The sequence below is a fragment of the Pseudomonas sp. M5 genome, assembly GCF_016907075.1.
Taxonomy (GTDB): Bacteria; Pseudomonadota; Gammaproteobacteria; order Pseudomonadales; family Pseudomonadaceae; genus Aquipseudomonas; species Aquipseudomonas putida_E.
The window spans coordinates 4,592,200-4,609,458 of record NZ_JAFBBH010000001.1; the positions used below are offsets into that span (position 1 = coordinate 4,592,200).

Consider the following 17,259-nt stretch of genomic DNA (forward strand, 5'->3'; position numbering starts at 1 on the left):
ATCGGATGAGCAGGCGCTATAGTGCGCGTTTCGCTGTGACGGAGAGACCGATCGTGCGCATTGCCGGTGTCTTGCTGGCCTCACTCCTGAGCCTGGCCGCCCAAGCCGCCCCTATCCCCCCCGCCAGCCTGGACCGCAGCCTGTGGCCCGAACAGTTGGACAGCCCTGCATTGTTCGATGTCGCCTCGCGCGCAGAGATCCTGTCGTTTGCCCAGGTACTGCACGAAAGTGAGCTGCTCGACGATGGGGCGCTGGCTGCGCGCCTGGGCTTGCGGCAGATCAACCTGCAGAAGGTCCGGGCGCTGCGGGCGCGCATGTGGCAGCGTTTGTGGCAGGGCTACCAGCAGGCCCAGCGCAGCTGCGAGCAGGATGCCTCGTTCTGCTACGTGGTGGAGTCCATGGCCGATTTGCGCACAAGGGCTGCGACGTTCGCTACCGATGTCGGCACCTTCTATACCGGCTGGGTCGAACCAAGCCGCCAGTTCCATGTGCGCTACCTGGATGAGCAACTGCGCAAGGCGGCGCTGTTGCCGCAGATCACCAGCGAGGTCGAACGCCTGTCCAATCGTGAGCGCAGCGGCGATGAGCTGAATGACCGCATGTTCCTGCTGACCTTCGTGGGCGGCCCCGGCCCCCAGGGCAGCACGACCGACACGCTGACCGCTTACCTGCGCAAACAGAAGATGCAGGGCACCTTCTTTGTACTGGGCAACCGCTTGCAGCAGCGCCGTGACGCTGGAGCGGCCGGTGCGCTGGGGCAGCTCTATGATGGCCAGTGCGTGGGGCTTCAGGGGTGGGAGTATCGCTCGCATGCGCAGTGGAATGGCTGGCAGGATTCGCTCAGGCGCAGCCAGGCGCGGGTCCAGGCCGACCTGCCTGAGCAGTATGTGCCGTTGTTCCGCCCGCCCTATGGCCAGCGCCGGGCCGATGGCGAGGCATTCATGGCCAGCCAGCAGCTGCGGGTGTCGCTGTGGGATATCGACGCACAGGATGACGGCCCGTTGACAGCCCAAGCCTCGGCCCAGCGGGTGGTGACCTTGATGCTGCTGTGGCGCAAGGGCGTGATCCAGTTCCATGACAGCCTGCCCAAGGCGCAGCCGGCGGTGCAATGGTTGCTGGAACATACCGCGCAAAGCGGCATTGGCTGGGAGGATTGCCGTGAATACGGCTATCAGGAATAACGGGTCTGACTTCTGACTGTAGTCCCGTCTGGGTCCATCGCCAAGTCCTGTTCGTCAATCGGAAAAATAAACTTCACCAACACGTAAAAATGCTTTTTTTAGTAATGCTTTTTGCGGTATGAAGAAACCAGACAGCCGATTCCTGCAGCACAGGTGGCGTCATCCGAGCCCACCTTGCCAGGTTCACTTCCCGCCCGTAGCAACGCGGATACGGGGAGAACGGCAGTCACTCTGCGGCGCAGCAGACCGCGCCGTGTGGCTTCGACATAAGGTGACCGAGTATGGATGACCAAGGACGCAACCCTTCCTCCAGCAAGCCAATCCTCTATGTGCTCGATACCAACGTCCTGATTCACGACCCCAACGCACTTCTCAACTTCGAGGAGCACCACGTCGCCCTTCCGATGACGGTGCTGGAGGAACTCGACAAGCTCAAGACCGGTAAACAGTCCATCGCCGCCGAATGTCGCCAGGCCATCCGCCTGATCGACCAGACCCTCGGTGACGCCTCGCCCAGCGATGTCGAGCAGGGCGTACCCATACAGCGTGGCAAGAGCGGGCCCAAGGGCTTCCTTTCGATCCTGATGAGCCCACGCAACGAACCCAACCGGCTGCTGCCGGAGAACCTCAACGACAACATCATCATCAACCAGCTGCTGGAACTTCGGGCCAAACGTGCCGACCTGGACGTGGTGCTGGTAACCAAAGACATCAACATGCGCCTGAAGGCGCGGGCCTGCGGTATCGCGGCCGAAGATTACAGCACCGACCAGCTGGTCGATGACGTCTCGCTGCTTTCCAAGGGCTACCACTCGGTCACCGGTTCGTTCTGGGACCGTGTCAGCAAGGTCGATACCCGTCAGGAGCGGGGCCGAACCTGGCACCGGGTGCAACTGATCGACAACCTGCCGGCAGTGCATGTCAACGAGTTCATCATCGATGAGCAAGGGTTCGTCGGCTGGATCAAGGGCATCCGCGAAGATGAACTGCTGCTGCTCGACCTGCACCAGGAGCCACTGCTGCACCAGGAGGCCTGGGGCCTCAAACCGCGGGATATCCATCAAAGCCTGGCGCTGTTCGCGTTGCTCGACCCGGATATCCACCTGGTCAACCTGACCGGCGCCGCCGGCTCCGGCAAGACTATCCTGGCGCTGGCAGCGGCTATCGAGCAGACCATGGTCAGCAAGCGTTACCGCCGTATCATCGCGACCCGCAGCGTGCAGGGGCTGGACCAGGAAATCGGTTTCCTGCCGGGGACCGAAGCCGAGAAAATGGAGCCTTGGCTGGGTGCGATCACCGACAACCTCGAAGCGTTGCACATGGATGACGAGAGCACCCACGGCAGTGTCGAGTACATCCTCGAGCGGGTCCCGCTGCAGTTCAAATCGCTGAACTACATCCGGGGCCGCAGCTTCCAGCAGAGCCTGATCCTGATCGACGAGTGCCAGAACCTGACGCCGCACCAGATGAAAACCATCATCACCCGTGCCGGCTCTGGTTCCAAGGTGGTCTGCCTGGGCAACCTGGCGCAGATCGACACCCCCTACCTGTCCGCGACCAGTTCGGGCCTGACCTACCTGACCGAACGCTTCAAGGACTTCCCCCATGGCGTGCACATCACCTTGCAAGGCGTGCCACGCTCGGTGCTGGCCGAGTACGCCGAGTCGCACCTGTAACCTCTCGAACCGGGCGGTGCGCCGCCCGGTTTTTTCCACTGCTCAAACCTGACCCACAGGTTTACACTCTGTGTTCCCTTCACAGGAGCAGAGCAGTGCTGACACATCTTGATTCCCAGGGGCGGGCCAACATGGTCGACGTCACTGAAAAGGCCGTGACCGAGCGCGAGGCCACCGCTGAGGCGCGCGTGCGGATGTTGCCGCAGACCTTGCAGATGATCGTCGAGGGTGAGCACCCCAAGGGCGATGTGTTCGCCGTGGCGCGTATCGCCGGCATTCAGGCAGCGAAGAAGACCAGCGACCTGATCCCGTTGTGCCACCCTTTGATGCTCACCAGCGTCAAGGTCGAACTCAGCGCAGAAGGCACGGATGCGGTGCGCATCGTCGCGCGCTGCAAGCTGGCCGGACAGACCGGTGTGGAGATGGAAGCATTGACCGCTGCCAGCGTCGCGGCGCTGACGATCTATGACATGTGCAAGGCCGTGGACAAGGGTATGGTCATCGAGCAGGTGCGCCTGCTGGAAAAGCTCGGTGGCAAAAGCGGCCACTACAAGGTGGATGCGTGATGAACGTGAAAGTGATGTATTTCGCCCGTTACCGTGAGTTGCTTGGTGTGGATGCCGAGCGCCTGGAGGGCGACTTCAAGGTGCTTGACGATGTACGCCAGGCCCTGGTGGCCAAGGGTGGGCAGTACCAGGTGCTGGCCGAGCAGAACCTGATGTGCGCGCGCAACGAAGAGCTGTGCAGGCTCGATGAGCCGCTGGAAGCGGGCGATGAGGTGGCGTTCTTCCCACCGGTGACCGGAGGCTGAGCATGGCAGTGCGAGTGCAGGATGGCGCGTTCGACCCCGGGGTCGAGGTCAATGCCATGCATGCCGCCAATGTTGGCGTGGGCGCGGTGGTCGGGTTCGTTGGTTACGTGCGCGATTTCAATGATGGCCGGGACGTGGCCGGGATGTTCCTGGAGCATTACCCTGGCATGACCGAGAAGGCTTTGGCGAAGATCGTGGTCGAGGCCGAGCAGCGCTGGCCGTTGCTGAAGGTTGAAGTGCTGCATCGCATTGGTGCGCTGGAGCCTGGGGAGCCGATCGTGTTCGTCGGTGTGGCCAGTGCCCATCGGCAGGCGGCTTTCGATGCCTGCAATTTCATCATGGATTACCTGAAAACTCGTGCGCCGTTCTGGAAGAAGGAAAATACCCAGGAGGGCCCGCGCTGGGTCGAAGGCAGGCAGAGTGATCAGGATGCGGCGGGGCGCTGGTAAGGTCTGATCGATTGGCCGGGGCTTTGCCCCGGATCGCCGGCAAGCCGGCTCCGCAGGCACCCCGCTGCTCTCCAACTCAGCGCAAAACCCAGTGGGAGCCGGCTTGCCGGCGATTGGGCTGCAAAGCAGCCCCGCATCAATGGTGTTTGCGCGGCACCGGTGTAAGCAGCTCATCCGGTGGCATCTCGCACTTGATCTTGCGCCCCAGCAACTCTTCGATCGCCGGCAACTGGTAGGAGTCATCCTCGCCGGCAAAGCTGATCGACACGCCACTGGTGCCGGCACGGCCCGTGCGGCCGATGCGGTGCACGTAGTCATCCGGGTCTTCCGGCAGAGTGAAGTTGATCACATGGCTGATGCCGTCGATGTGAATGCCTCGCCCCGCCACGTCGGTGGCCACCAGCACGGTAATCCGGCCCTCGCGGAAGCTTTCCAGGGTACGTATGCGCTTGTGCTGCGGCACATCGCCCGACAGCTGGGCGGCATTGATACCGTCGCGCACCAGTTTTTCCTCGATACGCCGCACTTCGTCCTTGCGGTTGGCGAACACCATCACCCGTTCCCACTTGTTCTGGGTCACCAGGTTGTACAGCAGCTTGTACTTGTCGCTGCCCGCCACTGCGAACACGTGCTGTTCGACGGTTTCGCTGGCGACATTCTCCGGCTCGATCTCGACGATCGCAGGGTCGGTGGTCCACTGCTTGGCCAGGTTCATCACGTCGTCGGTGAAGGTGGCAGAGAACAGCAGGGTCTGGCGCTCGCTCTTGGGCGGGGTCTGGCGAATGATCTGCCGTACCTGCGGGATGAAGCCCATGTCCAGCATGCGGTCGGCTTCGTCCAGCACCATCACCTCGACCATGTCCAGGTGCACATCGCCGCGCTGGTTGAAGTCCAGCAGGCGGCCAGGGGTAGCCACCAGGATGTCACAATGGCGCGCTTCGAGCGCCTTGAGCTGCTTGTCGAAGTCCATGCCGCCGACGAAGGTCATGACGTTCAGGCCGGTGTATTTGGTCAGGGCGGCGGCGTCCTTGGCGATCTGTACCACCAGCTCGCGGGTTGGCGCGATGATCAGTGCACGCGGCTCGCCCATGTAGCGCTCTTTGGGCGGCGGCGTCTGCTGCAACTGAGAGATGATCGAGATGAGGAACGCGGCGGTCTTGCCGGTGCCGGTCTGCGCGCGCCCGATGGCGTCCTGGCCACGCAGGGTGTGGCCCAGCACCTGGGCCTGAATCGGCGTGCAGTACGGGAAGCCCAGGTCATGGATGGCGTGCATCAGCTCGTTGGAGAGCTTGAAGTCGTGGAAGCGGGTCTTGCCTTCCTGCGGTTCGACCACGAAGTCTTCCGGCTTCCACAGGCTGGCCTGGGGTTTGGGCTTGCGTTCGCGGCGCGGCTTGTCCATGGCCGGTTGCTCGGCAACGGGCGCGGCTGCAGGCATCTGGGCCTTGGCGGCGGGTTTGGTGCGCGGCGTGGAGGGCTGCGGCTCGGGCTGAGCCATGGGGGCCGCAGGCGGGGTGATGCTGGCAGCAGGAGCGGCGGCCTGAGGTGCCGGGTCTCCCTTGCCGAATATTTTCTTGAGTGCCTTGAGCACGATCGTCTCATCAACTGATTTAGGAATGTACGCCGGGCAGTGTAATGCAAGATCTGGGCGCGGCGTAGCGGAATGCGCCCACAACTACAAGAGAGCCTGCCTATTGCAGTTGCTTGCTCAGCCAGTCGTGGATATCGCTCAGCTCTGCCACCACCACCTCGTGTTCCATTGGGTATTCCTGCCACCGCGCGGCCACGCCCCAGGTGTTCAGGTACTCGAAGGCGGTGCGGCCCATGGAGGGGATCACCACCGGGTCGTGCACGCCGTGCAGGCACAGGGCGGGGGTACGTTGCTGGCAGGCGCTCAACTGATGGCCGTCGTTGAAGGTTGGTGCATAGGTAGACAGTGCGATCACGCCGCCCAGTGCTTCTTGCCACTTTATATAAGCAGTGTGCAGCACCACGGCGCCGCCCTGGGAGAACCCGGCCAGGATGATCCGTGCCAGGTCGATGCCTTTGGCCCGCTCGGCCTCGATCAGGGCAATGATCTGGTCAGCCGATTCTTCCAGCTGCGCTTCGTCTATGGCGCGGGCCGGGGTCATGGCCTTGATGTCGTACCAACTGGGCATTGCATAGCCGCCGTTGATGGTGACAGGCCGGGTCGGCGCCTGGGGCATGACGAACCGTGTGCTGAGCAGACGCTCCTGCATGAATTCGGCAACCGGTAGGAAGTCGTAACGGTCGGCGCCCAGGCCGTGCAACCAGATCACACAGGCGTCTGCGGTTTTCTGGGGTTCGAGAATCAACGGGTGGGTCATGACTGCTCCGAAAGTGTGCGAATCGTATGAAGGCATGCGCAAAAAGAAGGCGCTGGAAATGATTGTCGGAAAAAGAATGTCGCAACGATACAACTTTCCCTACTTGACGAGCGCTTAAACGCTTTAGCCGCCAACTGTGGTACGCCCCTTGCTATGAAACCTTCGATGCAAGGGTCGGGCCGGTACGGTAACACCCTTGTCACGCGAAGGCTGTCATAGAACAGCCCATTGCGCCATTGACCCAATAACAAGCCAACAAGGGTCGGATGCGCCTCATAAGGGTGCGGTGCAATTCCGGCTCGTACAACAAGAGCGATTTGGAGGTTGTGAATGAAGATGTTGAAAACCACCCTGGCAGTCCTCACCGCTGCCGCCGCGCTGGGCGCCGTGAGCAATGCCCAGGCCGGCGCCACCCTCGATGCGGTCAAGAAGAAGGGCTTCGTCCAGTGTGGCGTGAGCGACGGTCTTCCAGGCTTCTCGGTACCTGATGCGCAGGGCAAGATCGTCGGTATCGACGCTGATGTCTGCCGCGCCGTGGCCGCCGCCGTGTTCGGCGATGCCACCAAGGTCAAGTTCAGCCAGCTCAACGCCAAGGAACGCTTCACTGCGCTGCAGTCCGGCGAAGTCGACGTGCTGTCGCGCAACACCACCTGGACCAGCTCGCGCGATGCCGGCATGGGCCTGGTGTTCGCAGGCGTCACTTACTATGACGGCGTCGGCTTCCTGGTCAACAAGAAGCTGGGTGTTTCCAGTGCCAAGGAACTCGATGGCGCGACCATCTGCATCCAGGCAGGCACCACCACCGAGCTGAACGTGTCCGACTACTTCCGCGCCAACGGCCTGAAGTACACCCCGATCACCTTCGATACCTCCGACGAGAGCGCCAAATCGCTGGAGTCGGGCCGTTGCGACGTGCTGACCTCGGACAAGTCGCAGCTGTTCGCCCAGCGTTCCAAGCTGGCCGGGCCAACCGACTACGTGGTGCTGCCGGAAACCATCTCCAAGGAACCGCTGGGCCCGGTGGTACGCAAGGGCGACGAGGAGTGGTTCAGCATCGTCAAGTGGACCCTGTTCGCCATGCTCAATGCCGAAGAGGCGGGCGTCACTTCGAAGAACGTCGAAGCCGAGGCCAAGTCCACCAAGAACCCGGACACCGCCCGCCTGCTCGGCGCTGACGGTGAGTACGGCAAGGACCTGAAGCTGCCCAAGGACTGGGTAGTGCAGATCGTCAAGCAAGTGGGTAACTATGGCGAGGTGTTCGAGAAGAACCTGGGCCAGAGCACTGACCTGAAGATCGACCGTGGCATGAACGCCCTGTGGAACAACGGCGGCATCCAGTACGCGCCACCTGTGCGCTGATGGCTGCACCCTGCGGCGGCATTCCGCCGCCGCAGGCTGTTCGAATCCCTACTGTCCGGGGCACTTCATGCAAAATCGAATCGGCGCACAAAAGGGGCTGACCCTGAGCGATCCACGTGTGCGCGCGTGGTTGTTCCAGATTCTCACGATCATCTTCGTGGTGGGTCTGGGCTGGTACCTGTTCCACAATACTCAAACCAACCTGCAACACCGGGGCATTACGTCCGGTTTCGACTTCCTCGACCGCAGTGCCGGCTTCGGCATCGCCCAGCATCTGATTCCCTATGTGGAGTCCGACAGCTATGCGCGGGTGTTCGTGATCGGCTTGCTCAATACCCTGCTGGTCACCTTCATCGGCGTTATCCTGGCAACGATCCTGGGGTTCATCATCGGTGTGGCTCGCCTGTCACCGAACTGGATGATCAACAAGCTGGCGACCGTGTATGTCGAGACGTTCCGCAACATCCCGCCGCTGCTGCAGATCCTCTTCTGGTATTTCGCCGTGTTCCTGACCCTGCCGGGGCCACGGGGCAGCATCAGCTTCGACGATGCCTTCTTCATCAGCAACCGTGGCCTGAACATGCCCGGCGCCCTGATGGCCGACGGCTTCTGGCCGTTCGTCGCTGCCGTAGCCCTGGCGATCGTAGCCATCATGGCGATGGTGCGTTACGCCAACAAGCGCTTCAACGAAACCGGCGAGCCGTTCCATAAGTTCTGGGCAGGGCTTGCCCTGTTGGTGGTGATTCCAGGCCTCTGTGCATTGCTGTTCGGCAGCCCTGTGCAGTGGGAAGTCCCGCAGCTCAAAGGTTTCAACTTCGTTGGCGGCTGGGTACTGATCCCGGAACTGCTGGCGCTGACCTTGGCGCTGACCATCTACACCGCCGCGTTCATCGCCGAAATCGTGCGTTCGGGCATCCGTTCGGTCAGCCATGGCCAGACCGAAGCCGCCCGTTCGCTCGGGCTGCGCGAAGGCCCGACGCTGCGCAAGGTGATCATCCCCCAGGCACTGCGGGTGATCATTCCGCCACTGACCAGCCAGTACCTGAACCTGGCGAAGAACTCGTCGCTGGCGGCCGGTATCGGCTACCCGGAGATGGTCTCGCTGTTCGCCGGTACCGTACTCAATCAGACCGGCCAGGCCATCGAGGTGATCGCCATCACCATGAGTGTCTATCTCGCCATCAGCATCAGCATCTCGCTGCTGATGAACTGGTACAACAAGCGCATTGCGCTGATCGAGCGGTGAGGATACGCCCGTGAATGCTCATGTTTTCAAACCTGACATGCCGCCACCGGTCAAGACCGTCGGCGTGCTCGCATGGATGCGGGCAAACCTGTTCTCCAGCTGGCTCAACACCCTGTTGACCCTGTTCGCCGTGTACCTGGTATGGCTGATCGTGCCGCCGCTGCTGCAGTGGGCGTTGATCGACGCCAACTGGGTCGGCACCACGCGCGCCGACTGCACCAAGGAGGGTGCCTGCTGGGTGTTCATCCAGCAGCGCTTTGGCCAGTTCATGTACGGCTATTACCCGGCTGAGTTGCGCTGGCGCGTGGACCTGACCGTATGGCTTGCCGTGCTTGGCGCTGCGCCGCTGTTCATCAAGCGCTTCCCGCGCAAGGCCGTTTACGGCCTGGGCTTTCTGGTGGTGTACCCGTTCCTGGCCTACACGCTGCTGCATGGCGGCTACCTGGGCCTGGAAAGCGTGCCGACCAGCCAGTGGGGCGGGCTGATGCTGACCCTGGTGATCGCCACGGTGGGTATCGTCGGTGCCTTGCCGCTGGGCATCTTGCTGGCCCTGGGGCGGCGTTCAAACATGCCTGCGGTGAAGGTGGTCTGCGTGACCTTCATCGAGTTCTGGCGTGGCGTGCCGTTGATCACGGTGCTGTTCATGTCGTCGGTGATGCTGCCGTTGTTCCTGCCCGAAGGCATGAGCTTCGACAAGCTGCTGCGGGCCATGATCGGCGTGATCCTGTTCCAGTCGGCGTACATCGCCGAGGTGGTGCGCGGCGGCCTGCAGGCCATCCCCAAGGGGCAATATGAAGCCGCTGCGGCGATGGGCCTGGGCTACTGGCGCTCGATGGGCCTGGTGATCCTGCCGCAGGCCTTGAAGCTGGTGATCCCTGGCATCGTCAATACCTTCATCGCCCTGTTCAAGGACACCAGCCTGGTCATCATCATCGGCCTGTTCGACCTGCTCAACAGCGTCAAGCAGGCTGCCGCCGACCCGGCCTGGCTGGGCATGGCCACCGAGGGCTATGTGTTCGCAGCCCTGGTGTTCTGGATCTTCTGTTTCGGTATGTCCCGCTACTCCATGCACCTGGAGCGCAAGCTGGACACTGGCCACAAGCGTTAGGAGTTTCGAAATGAGTGAAGCGATCAAGCAGCCTGCCGGCCCCGAAGGCATCATCCAGATGCAGGGCGTCAACAAGTGGTACGGCCAGTTCCATGTACTGAAGGACATCAACCTGAACGTGCGCCAGGGTGAGCGTATCGTGCTGTGCGGGCCTTCCGGTTCGGGCAAGTCCACCACCATCCGCTGCCTCAACCGCCTGGAAGAACACCAGCAGGGGCGCATCGTGGTCGATGGTGTGGAGTTGACCAACGATCTCAAGCAGATCGAGGCGATCCGTCGTGAGGTGGGTATGGTGTTCCAGCACTTCAACCTGTTCCCGCACCTGACCATCCTTGAAAACTGCACCCTGGCGCCCATGTGGGTACGCAAGATGCCGCGGCGCAAGGCCGAGGAAATCGCCATGCACTATCTGGAGCGGGTACGTATCCCGGAGCAGGCGCACAAGTACCCTGGGCAGTTGTCCGGTGGCCAGCAGCAGCGCGTGGCGATTGCCCGGGCGCTGTGCATGAAGCCGAAAATCATGCTGTTCGACGAGCCGACGTCGGCGCTCGACCCGGAAATGGTCAAGGAAGTGCTCGACACCATGGTTGGCCTGGCCGAGGACGGCATGACCATGCTCTGCGTGACCCACGAAATGGGCTTTGCCCGCACTGTGGCGAACCGGGTGATCTTCATGGATAAGGGGGAGATCGTGGAGCAGGCTGCGCCGGATGACTTCTTCGACCGGCCACGCAGTGACCGGACAAAGCTGTTCCTAAGCCAGATCCTGCACTGATGCTGTAGGGGCACAAGGCCGCTCCTGCAGGGTCACGCGTTTTGCCTGCAGGAGCGGCCTTGTGTCGCGAAAGGGCTGCAAAGCAGCCCCGGATCTTGAAGCCTTACTTCTCTTCCTGAGCCGCAGCCGGCGCAGGCGGCGGCCGTAGCCCCACTTCGGCGATCAGCTTCAACTGCTGCCCGTTGCGCATCACCTCGATGGTGATCTTCTCGTTGGGCTTGATCCGCGCCACCTGGTTCATCGACTTGCGCCCGTCACCGGCCGGCTCGCCATTGATGCTCAGGATCACGTCACCCAGTTGCAACCCGGCCTTCTGCGCCGGGCCATCGCGGAAAATGCCCGCTACAACGATGCCTGGGCGCCCTTGCATGCCGAACGATTCGGCCAGTTCCTGGCTCAGCGGCTGAACTTCGATACCCAGCCAGCCACGAATCACCTGGCCATGCTCGACGATCGACTTCATCACTTCCAGCGCCAGTTTGACCGGTATGGCGAAGCCGATGCCCTGCGAGCCGCCCGATTTGGAGAAGATCGCCGTATTGATGCCGACCAGGTTGCCGTTGGCATCGACCAGCGCGCCGCCGGAGTTGCCCGGGTTGATTGCGGCGTCGGTCTGGATGAAGTCTTCGTAGTTGTTCAGGCCCAGCTGGTTGCGGCCAGTGGCGCTGATGATGCCCATGGTAACGGTCTGGCCGACGCCGAAGGGGTTGCCGATGGCCAGGGTGACGTCACCGATGTGGATGGTGTCGGAGCGGCCGATGGTGATGGCCGGCAGGTTCTTGAGGTCGATCTTCAATACCGCCAGATCGGTTTCGGGGTCGCTGCCGATCACCCGTGCCAGGGTTTCGCGGCCGTCTTTGAGCGCCACGACGATCTGGTCGGCGCCGCTGGTGACGTGGTTGTTGGTCAGCAGATAGCCCTCGGGGCTCATGATCACCGCCGAGCCGAGGCTCGACTCCCAGCGCCGTTGCTTGGGCAGGTTGTCGCCGAAGAAGCGGCGGAACTGCGGGTCTTCGAACAGCGGGTGGGCGCTCTTGTTCACCACCTTGGTGGTGTACAGGTTGACCACGGCAGGGGCGGCGAGCGTGACGGCATCGGCATAGGACACCGGGCCTTGCATGATCTGCGTGGTCTGTGGCGCTTGTTGCAGGTTTACATCCTGGCTGGGCAGGCCGACCCACTGCGGGAAGCGCTGGATGATCAGCATGGCGATCAGTATGCCGGTAAGCAGGGGCCAGCCAAAATAACGCAAAGCCTTGAACATGAACGAATCCTGGGAGTGGGCGAGGGCCATGGTGGCGCGGCGGGGCGCGAACGCGCGCGATCATACACCGGTTTCCCCAACGCCGGCGACGGCCCATAATGGCGGCCATTATACGGGCGTTGTTCCCGTTGAACGTGCAGATTTCGAGGAGATTTTCCATGGCCGTCGCCCTTGACACCCTGGTTGAAGAAGCCGAGCGTTACCTGGGTAGCGCGAAAATCCAGGATTACTGCCCCAACGGCCTGCAGGTCGAAGGCCGCCCGCAGGTCAGCCGCATCGTCAGCGGCGTCACCGCCAGCCAGGCATTGCTGGATGCGGCGGTCGAGGCACAGGCCGACCTGGTGCTGGTACACCACGGTTATTTCTGGAAGGGCGAGAACCCGTGCATTACCGGGATCAAGCAGCGGCGCTTGAAAACCCTGCTCAAGCACGACATCAGCCTGCTGGCCTTCCACTTGCCGCTGGATGTGCACCCTGAGGTCGGCAACAACGTGCAACTGGCCCGCCAGCTGGACATCACCGTCGAAGGGCCGCTGGACCCAAGCGACCCCAAGGTGGTCGGGCTGGTCGGCTCGTTGGCCGAGCCTGTGACGGCGCGCGATTTCGCCCGCCGTGTTCAGGAGGTCATGGGGCGCGAACCCCTGCTGGTCGAAGGTGACCAGGTGATCCGTCGCGTCGGCTGGTGTACGGGCGGTGGGCAGGGCTATATCGATACGGCGATTGCTGCCGGGGTGGACTTGTTCATCAGTGGTGAAGCGTCCGAACAGACCTACCACAGTGCCCGCGAGAATGGCGTGAGCTTCATTGCCGCCGGGCATCATGCCACCGAGCGCTATGGTGTGCAGGCGCTGGGCGACTACCTGGCGCGGCGCTTTGCTCTGGAGCACCTGTTCATCGACTGCCCGAACCCTATCTGAGGCCATCTTCGGCCTCATCGCCGGCAAGCTGGCTCCCATGGGGCGGTGGGGCCGGCTTGCCGGCGATTGGGCCGCAGAGCGGCCCTTTGATAGCCAAACCCCCAGTCATATCGTTAGACCTTTTCGATCTAGTCCGGCGCCTAAATAGAATCAGCCGCTGTGATAAAGTGGCTCGCTCGAACACGGCCCGAAGGCCGTCCATAAGATCGTTTTACGTGAGTAGCCATGGTCGACAAACTGACGCACTTGAAACAGCTGGAGGCGGAAAGCATCCACATCATCCGCGAGGTGGCCGCCGAGTTCGACAACCCGGTGATGCTGTACTCGATCGGCAAGGATTCCGCCGTGATGCTGCACCTGGCGCGCAAAGCCTTCTTCCCAGGCAAACTGCCGTTCCCGGTGATGCACGTCGACACCCAGTGGAAATTCCAGGAGATGTACCGCTTCCGCGACAAGATGGTCGAGGAAATGGGCCTGGAGCTGATCACCCACGTCAACCCCGAAGGTGTGGCGCAGGGCATCAACCCGTTCACCCATGGCAGCTCCAAGCACACCGACATCATGAAAACCCAGGGCCTCAAGCAGGCACTGGACAAGCATGGTTTCGACGCCGCTTTCGGTGGTGCCCGCCGCGATGAAGAGAAGTCACGTGCCAAAGAGCGCGTCTACTCGTTCCGTGACAGCAAGCACCGCTGGGACCCGAAGAACCAGCGCCCGGAACTGTGGAACGTCTATAACGGCAAGGTCAACAAGGGCGAGTCGATCCGCGTGTTCCCCCTGTCGAACTGGACCGAGCTGGACATCTGGCAGTACATCTACCTTGAAGGCATCCCGATCGTGCCGTTGTACTTCGCCGCCGAGCGTGAAGTCATCGAGAAGAACGGCACCCTGATCATGATCGACGACGAGCGCATCCTCGAGCACCTCTCCGAGGAAGAGAAAGCACGCATCGTCAAGAAGAAGGTGCGTTTCCGTACCCTGGGCTGCTACCCGTTGACGGGTGCTGTCGAGTCGGAAGCCGAGACCCTGACGGACATCATTCAGGAAATGCTCCTGACCCGAACGTCCGAACGCCAGGGCCGTGTCATCGACCACGATGGCGCCGGTTCCATGGAAGACAAGAAACGCCAAGGCTACTTCTAATTTCAGGGTTACTCCATGTCGCACCAATCTGATCTGATCAGCGAGGACATCCTCGCCTACCTGGCCCAGCACGAGCGCAAGGAACTGCTGCGTTTCCTGACCTGCGGCAACGTCGACGACGGCAAGAGCACCCTGATCGGGCGCCTGCTGCACGACTCCAAGATGATCTACGAGGACCACCTCGAGGCCATCACCCGTGATTCGAAGAAGTCCGGCACCACCGGTGAGGAAGTCGACCTGGCGCTGCTGGTCGATGGCCTGCAGGCCGAGCGTGAGCAGGGCATCACCATCGATGTCGCCTACCGCTACTTCTCCACTGCCAAGCGCAAGTTCATCATCGCCGACACCCCGGGCCACGAGCAGTACACCCGCAACATGGCCACCGGCGCGTCCACCTGCGACCTGGCGATCATTCTGGTGGATGCCCGCTACGGCGTGCAGACCCAGACCCGCCGCCACAGCTACATCGCTTCGTTGCTGGGCATCAAGCACATCGTCGTCGCGGTCAACAAGATGGACCTCAAAGGCTTCGATGAAGGCGTCTTCGAGGAAATCAAGGCCGACTACCTGAAGTTCGCCGATGCCATCAACCTGACCCCGAGCAGCCTGCACTTCGTGCCGATGTCGGCGCTCAAGGGCGACAACGTGGTCAACCGCAGCGAGCGTTCGCCGTGGTACACCGGCCCTGCGCTGATGGAAATCCTCGAAACCGTCGAGGTCGCGGCCGACCGCAACTTCACCGACCTGCGTTTCCCGGTGCAGTACGTCAACCGCCCGAACCTGAACTTCCGCGGCTTCGCCGGTACCCTTGCCAGCGGCGTTGTGCACAAAGGTGACGAAATCGTCGTACTGCCCTCGGGCAAGAGCAGCCGGGTCAAGTCCATCGTCACCTACGAAGGTGAGCTGGAGAACGCCGGCCCAGGCCAGGCTGTGACCCTGACCATGGAAGACGAGATCGACATCTCCCGTGGCGACCTGCTGGTGCATGCCGACAACGTCCCGCCAGTGACCGACCAGTTCGACGCCATGCTGGTATGGATGGCCGAAGAACCGATGCTGCCGGGCAAGAAATACGACATCAAGCGCGCCACCAGCTACGTGCCAGGCTCGATTGCCAGCATCACCCACAAGGTCGATGTGAACACCCTCGAAAAAGATGCAGCCAGCGCGCTGCAACTGAACGAGATCGGTCGCGTCAAGGTGTCGCTGGACAGCGCCATCGCCCTGGACGGCTACGACAGCAACCGCACCACCGGTGCGTTCATCGTCATCGACCGCCTGACCAACGGCACCGTCGGCGCCGGCATGATCATCGCTCCGCCTGTTCTGCCGCACGGCAGCACCGGCCAGCATGGCAAGCAGGCCCACGTGTCCACCGAAGAGCGCGCCCTGCGCTTCGGCCAGCAGCCAGCCACCGTGCTGTTCAGCGGCCTGTCCGGCGCTGGCAAGAGCACCTTGGCCTATGCCGTGGAGCGCAAGCTGTTCGACATGGGCCGTGCAGTTTACGTGCTCGACGGCCAGAACCTGCGCCACGACCTGAACAAGGGCCTGCCGCAAGACCGCGCCGGTCGCACCGAAAACTGGCGCCGCGCCGCCCATGTGGCGCGCCAGTTCAACGAAGCCGGCCTGCTGACCCTGGCCGCGTTCGTGGCCCCGGATGCCGAAGGCCGCGAGCAGGCCAAGGCGCTGATCGGCAAGGAGCGCCTGGTGACCGTTTACGTCCAGGCCTCGCCATTGGCCTGCCGTGAGCGCGACCCGCAAGGCCTGTACGCTGCCGGTGGAGACAACATCCCGGGTGAAAGCTTCCCGTTCGATGTGCCGCTGGATGCTGACCTTGTTATCGACACCCAGGACACTAGCGTGGACGAAGGTGTGAAACAGGTGCTGGACGTGCTGCGTCAGCGCGGCGCGATCTAAGCGCTGGCTGCTGCATCAAAAAACCCGCTTCGGCGGGTTTTTTGTTTATTGGAGGGCGCATGGCTAATCCGCTACATCCGGTGGAAAAGATGATGGCCAAGGCGCCGAAAGTGCCAAGAAGGCTTGGGTCTGGAGAGTGGGGTGCTGACAAGGTAGCGCCGATCAGCACTACCGAGTGTTGATGGCCAAGCTGCTGCCAGAGCGGTGACGATGAACTGAGGAGCAGCCGCAACGGTCACCGCCCCCATGCCAGCTACTGCTGCTTTGATAGCCTCCAGCATTACAGTGGACGCACTTTCCGCTAGTGCGAACGTTGCCGCGCCGATCGGAGTGATGGTGGGTACTGAGGATGCGGTTCGGGCATCGCTGATGTAGCTGATGCGTTGGCGTGCCGCTTCTTGGCGCTGACGTTCAGCGTGTGCTGCCAGTCGTTCGACTTCTGCCTGTTTTCGTGCAGCTTCCTCGGCAGCCAATCATTGCGTCTCGGCCTTCAGCCGCGCAGCTTCCTGTGCCGCAGCCTGTTCTGCCGCGTGCCTGGCTTGAAGTTGCTCCACCTCAATGGCGCGCTGAGCCAGGTTGCATCGCAGCGCTGAACCCTTGCAGGTAGCGAATGGATTCGGTCAGCGCGAGTGCGCGATGTTAGTCCGCCCACAGTTGTCCGGCTCGACGTGTGGCCTGCTCATAGACCAAATGTTGCAAGGCTTCGGTTTGCGGCTTGGACAGTGGCCCGATGATGTTCGGGTTGGATTCGCTGAATGCCGGTACTTGCGCCTTCTTGGCCTCAATCAGACCGTTGGCGGTATTCAAGTATGCCGACAGCCGCTGGGGCAGGGTATCGGTATCCTGAATGGACGTGGCCTGAACCACCTGATGCTGTACGAAGTTAGGCAGACAGTCGAAACAGATCTGCTGCTCCAATTGTATCTGCCGGATCCTGCGCTCGATTGCCTTTGGCAGGTCTGCATGAGGCTGCTGCAGTTCTGTGTTGTCGCGAAGCAAGCACATGGATTTCGAATTTCGAGTAATTACTCCGTAGGGTTGTTTTGTTTTGTGTTATCTATCCATCGG

The 17,259-nt window shown here is 61.9% G+C and carries 16 protein-coding genes; 12 read left to right on the forward strand and 4 right to left on the reverse strand.

Annotated features, from left to right (window positions below; all coding sequences use genetic code 11):
- Nucleotides 1-53 precede the first annotated feature (53 nt).
- The 5 genes from JOE27_RS20890 to moaE all read left to right on the forward strand — a co-directional run bounded on the left by JOE27_RS20890 (nucleotide 54) and on the right by moaE (nucleotide 4,117).
- Nucleotides 54-1,181: a polysaccharide deacetylase family protein gene (locus tag JOE27_RS20890; RefSeq protein WP_174142269.1), complete on the forward strand. Its 1,128-nt coding sequence runs from the start codon at nucleotides 54-56 to the stop codon at nucleotides 1,179-1,181.
- Between the two features lie 281 nt (nucleotides 1,182-1,462).
- The gene (locus JOE27_RS20895) at nucleotides 1,463-2,857 is read left to right on the forward strand and encodes a PhoH family protein (RefSeq protein ID WP_046784825.1); all 1,395 of its coding nucleotides are present in this window, start codon (nucleotides 1,463-1,465) and stop codon (nucleotides 2,855-2,857) included.
- Nucleotides 2,858-2,952: 95 nt separating this feature from the next.
- Nucleotides 2,953-3,423, forward strand: coding sequence for a cyclic pyranopterin monophosphate synthase MoaC (gene moaC / locus JOE27_RS20900; protein WP_012312827.1), 471 nt, complete (start codon nucleotides 2,953-2,955; stop codon nucleotides 3,421-3,423).
- A complete protein-coding gene (moaD, locus tag JOE27_RS20905) occupies nucleotides 3,423-3,668 on the forward strand; it encodes a molybdopterin converting factor subunit 1 (protein ID WP_012312828.1) in 246 nt (81 codons plus the stop codon). Before moaC ends, moaD begins: the two co-directional genes overlap by 1 nt.
- 2 nt (nucleotides 3,669-3,670) lie before the next feature.
- Nucleotides 3,671-4,117, forward strand: coding sequence for a molybdopterin synthase catalytic subunit MoaE (moaE, locus tag JOE27_RS20910; protein ID WP_046784826.1), 447 nt, complete (start codon nucleotides 3,671-3,673; stop codon nucleotides 4,115-4,117).
- Between the two features lie 136 nt (nucleotides 4,118-4,253).
- Here moaE and rhlB read toward each other — a convergent pair whose 3' ends face one another.
- Both rhlB and JOE27_RS20920 read right to left on the reverse strand, forming a co-directional pair.
- Entirely contained in the window at nucleotides 4,254-5,705 is a 1,452-nt protein-coding gene (gene rhlB / locus JOE27_RS20915) for an ATP-dependent RNA helicase RhlB (protein WP_125923868.1), read from the reverse strand.
- Nucleotides 5,706-5,805: 100 nt separating this feature from the next.
- Complete coding sequence (locus JOE27_RS20920; RefSeq protein ID WP_046784828.1) at nucleotides 5,806-6,462, reverse strand: alpha/beta fold hydrolase; 657 nt, start codon at nucleotides 6,460-6,462, stop codon at nucleotides 5,806-5,808.
- 330 nt (nucleotides 6,463-6,792) lie between these two features.
- On the opposite strand from JOE27_RS20920, the gene JOE27_RS20925 reads away from it, so the two are divergent.
- From JOE27_RS20925 to JOE27_RS20940, 4 genes are all read left to right on the forward strand, one after another.
- A complete protein-coding gene (locus tag JOE27_RS20925; protein ID WP_046784829.1) occupies nucleotides 6,793-7,821 on the forward strand; it encodes an amino acid ABC transporter substrate-binding protein in 1,029 nt (342 codons plus the stop codon).
- Nucleotides 7,822-7,888: 67 nt separating this feature from the next.
- A complete protein-coding gene (locus JOE27_RS20930) occupies nucleotides 7,889-9,067 on the forward strand; it encodes an amino acid ABC transporter permease (protein WP_119688313.1) in 1,179 nt (392 codons plus the stop codon).
- A gap of 10 nt (nucleotides 9,068-9,077) precedes the next feature.
- Nucleotides 9,078-10,175, forward strand: coding sequence for an amino acid ABC transporter permease (locus JOE27_RS20935; RefSeq protein WP_046784831.1), 1,098 nt, complete (start codon nucleotides 9,078-9,080; stop codon nucleotides 10,173-10,175).
- Between the two features lie 10 nt (nucleotides 10,176-10,185).
- Entirely contained in the window at nucleotides 10,186-10,950 is a 765-nt protein-coding gene (locus JOE27_RS20940; RefSeq protein ID WP_012312835.1) for an amino acid ABC transporter ATP-binding protein, read from the forward strand.
- Between the two features lie 103 nt (nucleotides 10,951-11,053).
- On the opposite strand, the gene algW is transcribed toward JOE27_RS20940, so the two are convergent.
- The gene (gene algW, locus JOE27_RS20945; RefSeq protein ID WP_115273626.1) at nucleotides 11,054-12,214 is read right to left on the reverse strand and encodes a Do family serine endopeptidase AlgW; all 1,161 of its coding nucleotides are present in this window, start codon (nucleotides 12,212-12,214) and stop codon (nucleotides 11,054-11,056) included.
- A gap of 158 nt (nucleotides 12,215-12,372) precedes the next feature.
- On the opposite strand from algW, the gene JOE27_RS20950 reads away from it, so the two are divergent.
- From JOE27_RS20950 to cysN, 3 genes are all read left to right on the forward strand, one after another.
- Nucleotides 12,373-13,131, forward strand: coding sequence for a Nif3-like dinuclear metal center hexameric protein (locus tag JOE27_RS20950; protein ID WP_012312837.1), 759 nt, complete (start codon nucleotides 12,373-12,375; stop codon nucleotides 13,129-13,131).
- 225 nt (nucleotides 13,132-13,356) lie between these two features.
- Nucleotides 13,357-14,274: a sulfate adenylyltransferase subunit CysD gene (gene cysD / locus JOE27_RS20955; RefSeq protein WP_009684445.1), complete on the forward strand. Its 918-nt coding sequence runs from the start codon at nucleotides 13,357-13,359 to the stop codon at nucleotides 14,272-14,274.
- A gap of 15 nt (nucleotides 14,275-14,289) precedes the next feature.
- Nucleotides 14,290-16,191 carry a sulfate adenylyltransferase subunit CysN gene (cysN, locus tag JOE27_RS20960; RefSeq protein ID WP_204919836.1) on the forward strand — a complete coding sequence of 634 codons (1,902 nt, stop codon included), beginning with the start codon at nucleotides 14,290-14,292 and terminating at the stop codon, nucleotides 16,189-16,191.
- A gap of 639 nt (nucleotides 16,192-16,830) precedes the next feature.
- Here cysN and JOE27_RS20965 read toward each other — a convergent pair.
- On the reverse strand, nucleotides 16,831-17,190 hold the full coding sequence (locus JOE27_RS20965; protein WP_147405238.1) for a hypothetical protein: 360 nt from the start codon (nucleotides 17,188-17,190) through the stop codon (nucleotides 16,831-16,833).
- Nucleotides 17,191-17,259: the final 69 nt, after the last annotated feature.

Coding starts and splice junctions, on each gene's coding strand:
- JOE27_RS20895 (WP_046784825.1), top strand. CDS start 1,463: ATGGATGACCAAGGACGCAACCCTTCCTCCAGCAAGCCAATCCTCTAT.
- moaD (WP_012312828.1), top strand. CDS start 3,423: ATGAACGTGAAAGTGATGTATTTCGCCCGTTACCGTGAGTTGCTTGGT.
- moaE (WP_046784826.1), top strand. CDS start 3,671: ATGGCAGTGCGAGTGCAGGATGGCGCGTTCGACCCCGGGGTCGAGGTC.
- JOE27_RS20920 (WP_046784828.1), bottom strand. CDS start 6,462: ATGACCCACCCGTTGATTCTCGAACCCCAGAAAACCGCAGACGCCTGT.
- JOE27_RS20925 (WP_046784829.1), top strand. CDS start 6,793: ATGAAGATGTTGAAAACCACCCTGGCAGTCCTCACCGCTGCCGCCGCG.
- JOE27_RS20930 (WP_119688313.1), top strand. CDS start 7,889: ATGCAAAATCGAATCGGCGCACAAAAGGGGCTGACCCTGAGCGATCCA.
- JOE27_RS20940 (WP_012312835.1), top strand. CDS start 10,186: ATGAGTGAAGCGATCAAGCAGCCTGCCGGCCCCGAAGGCATCATCCAG.
- algW (WP_115273626.1), bottom strand. CDS start 12,214: ATGTTCAAGGCTTTGCGTTATTTTGGCTGGCCCCTGCTTACCGGCATA.
- JOE27_RS20950 (WP_012312837.1), top strand. CDS start 12,373: ATGGCCGTCGCCCTTGACACCCTGGTTGAAGAAGCCGAGCGTTACCTG.
- cysD (WP_009684445.1), top strand. CDS start 13,357: ATGGTCGACAAACTGACGCACTTGAAACAGCTGGAGGCGGAAAGCATC.
- cysN (WP_204919836.1), top strand. CDS start 14,290: ATGTCGCACCAATCTGATCTGATCAGCGAGGACATCCTCGCCTACCTG.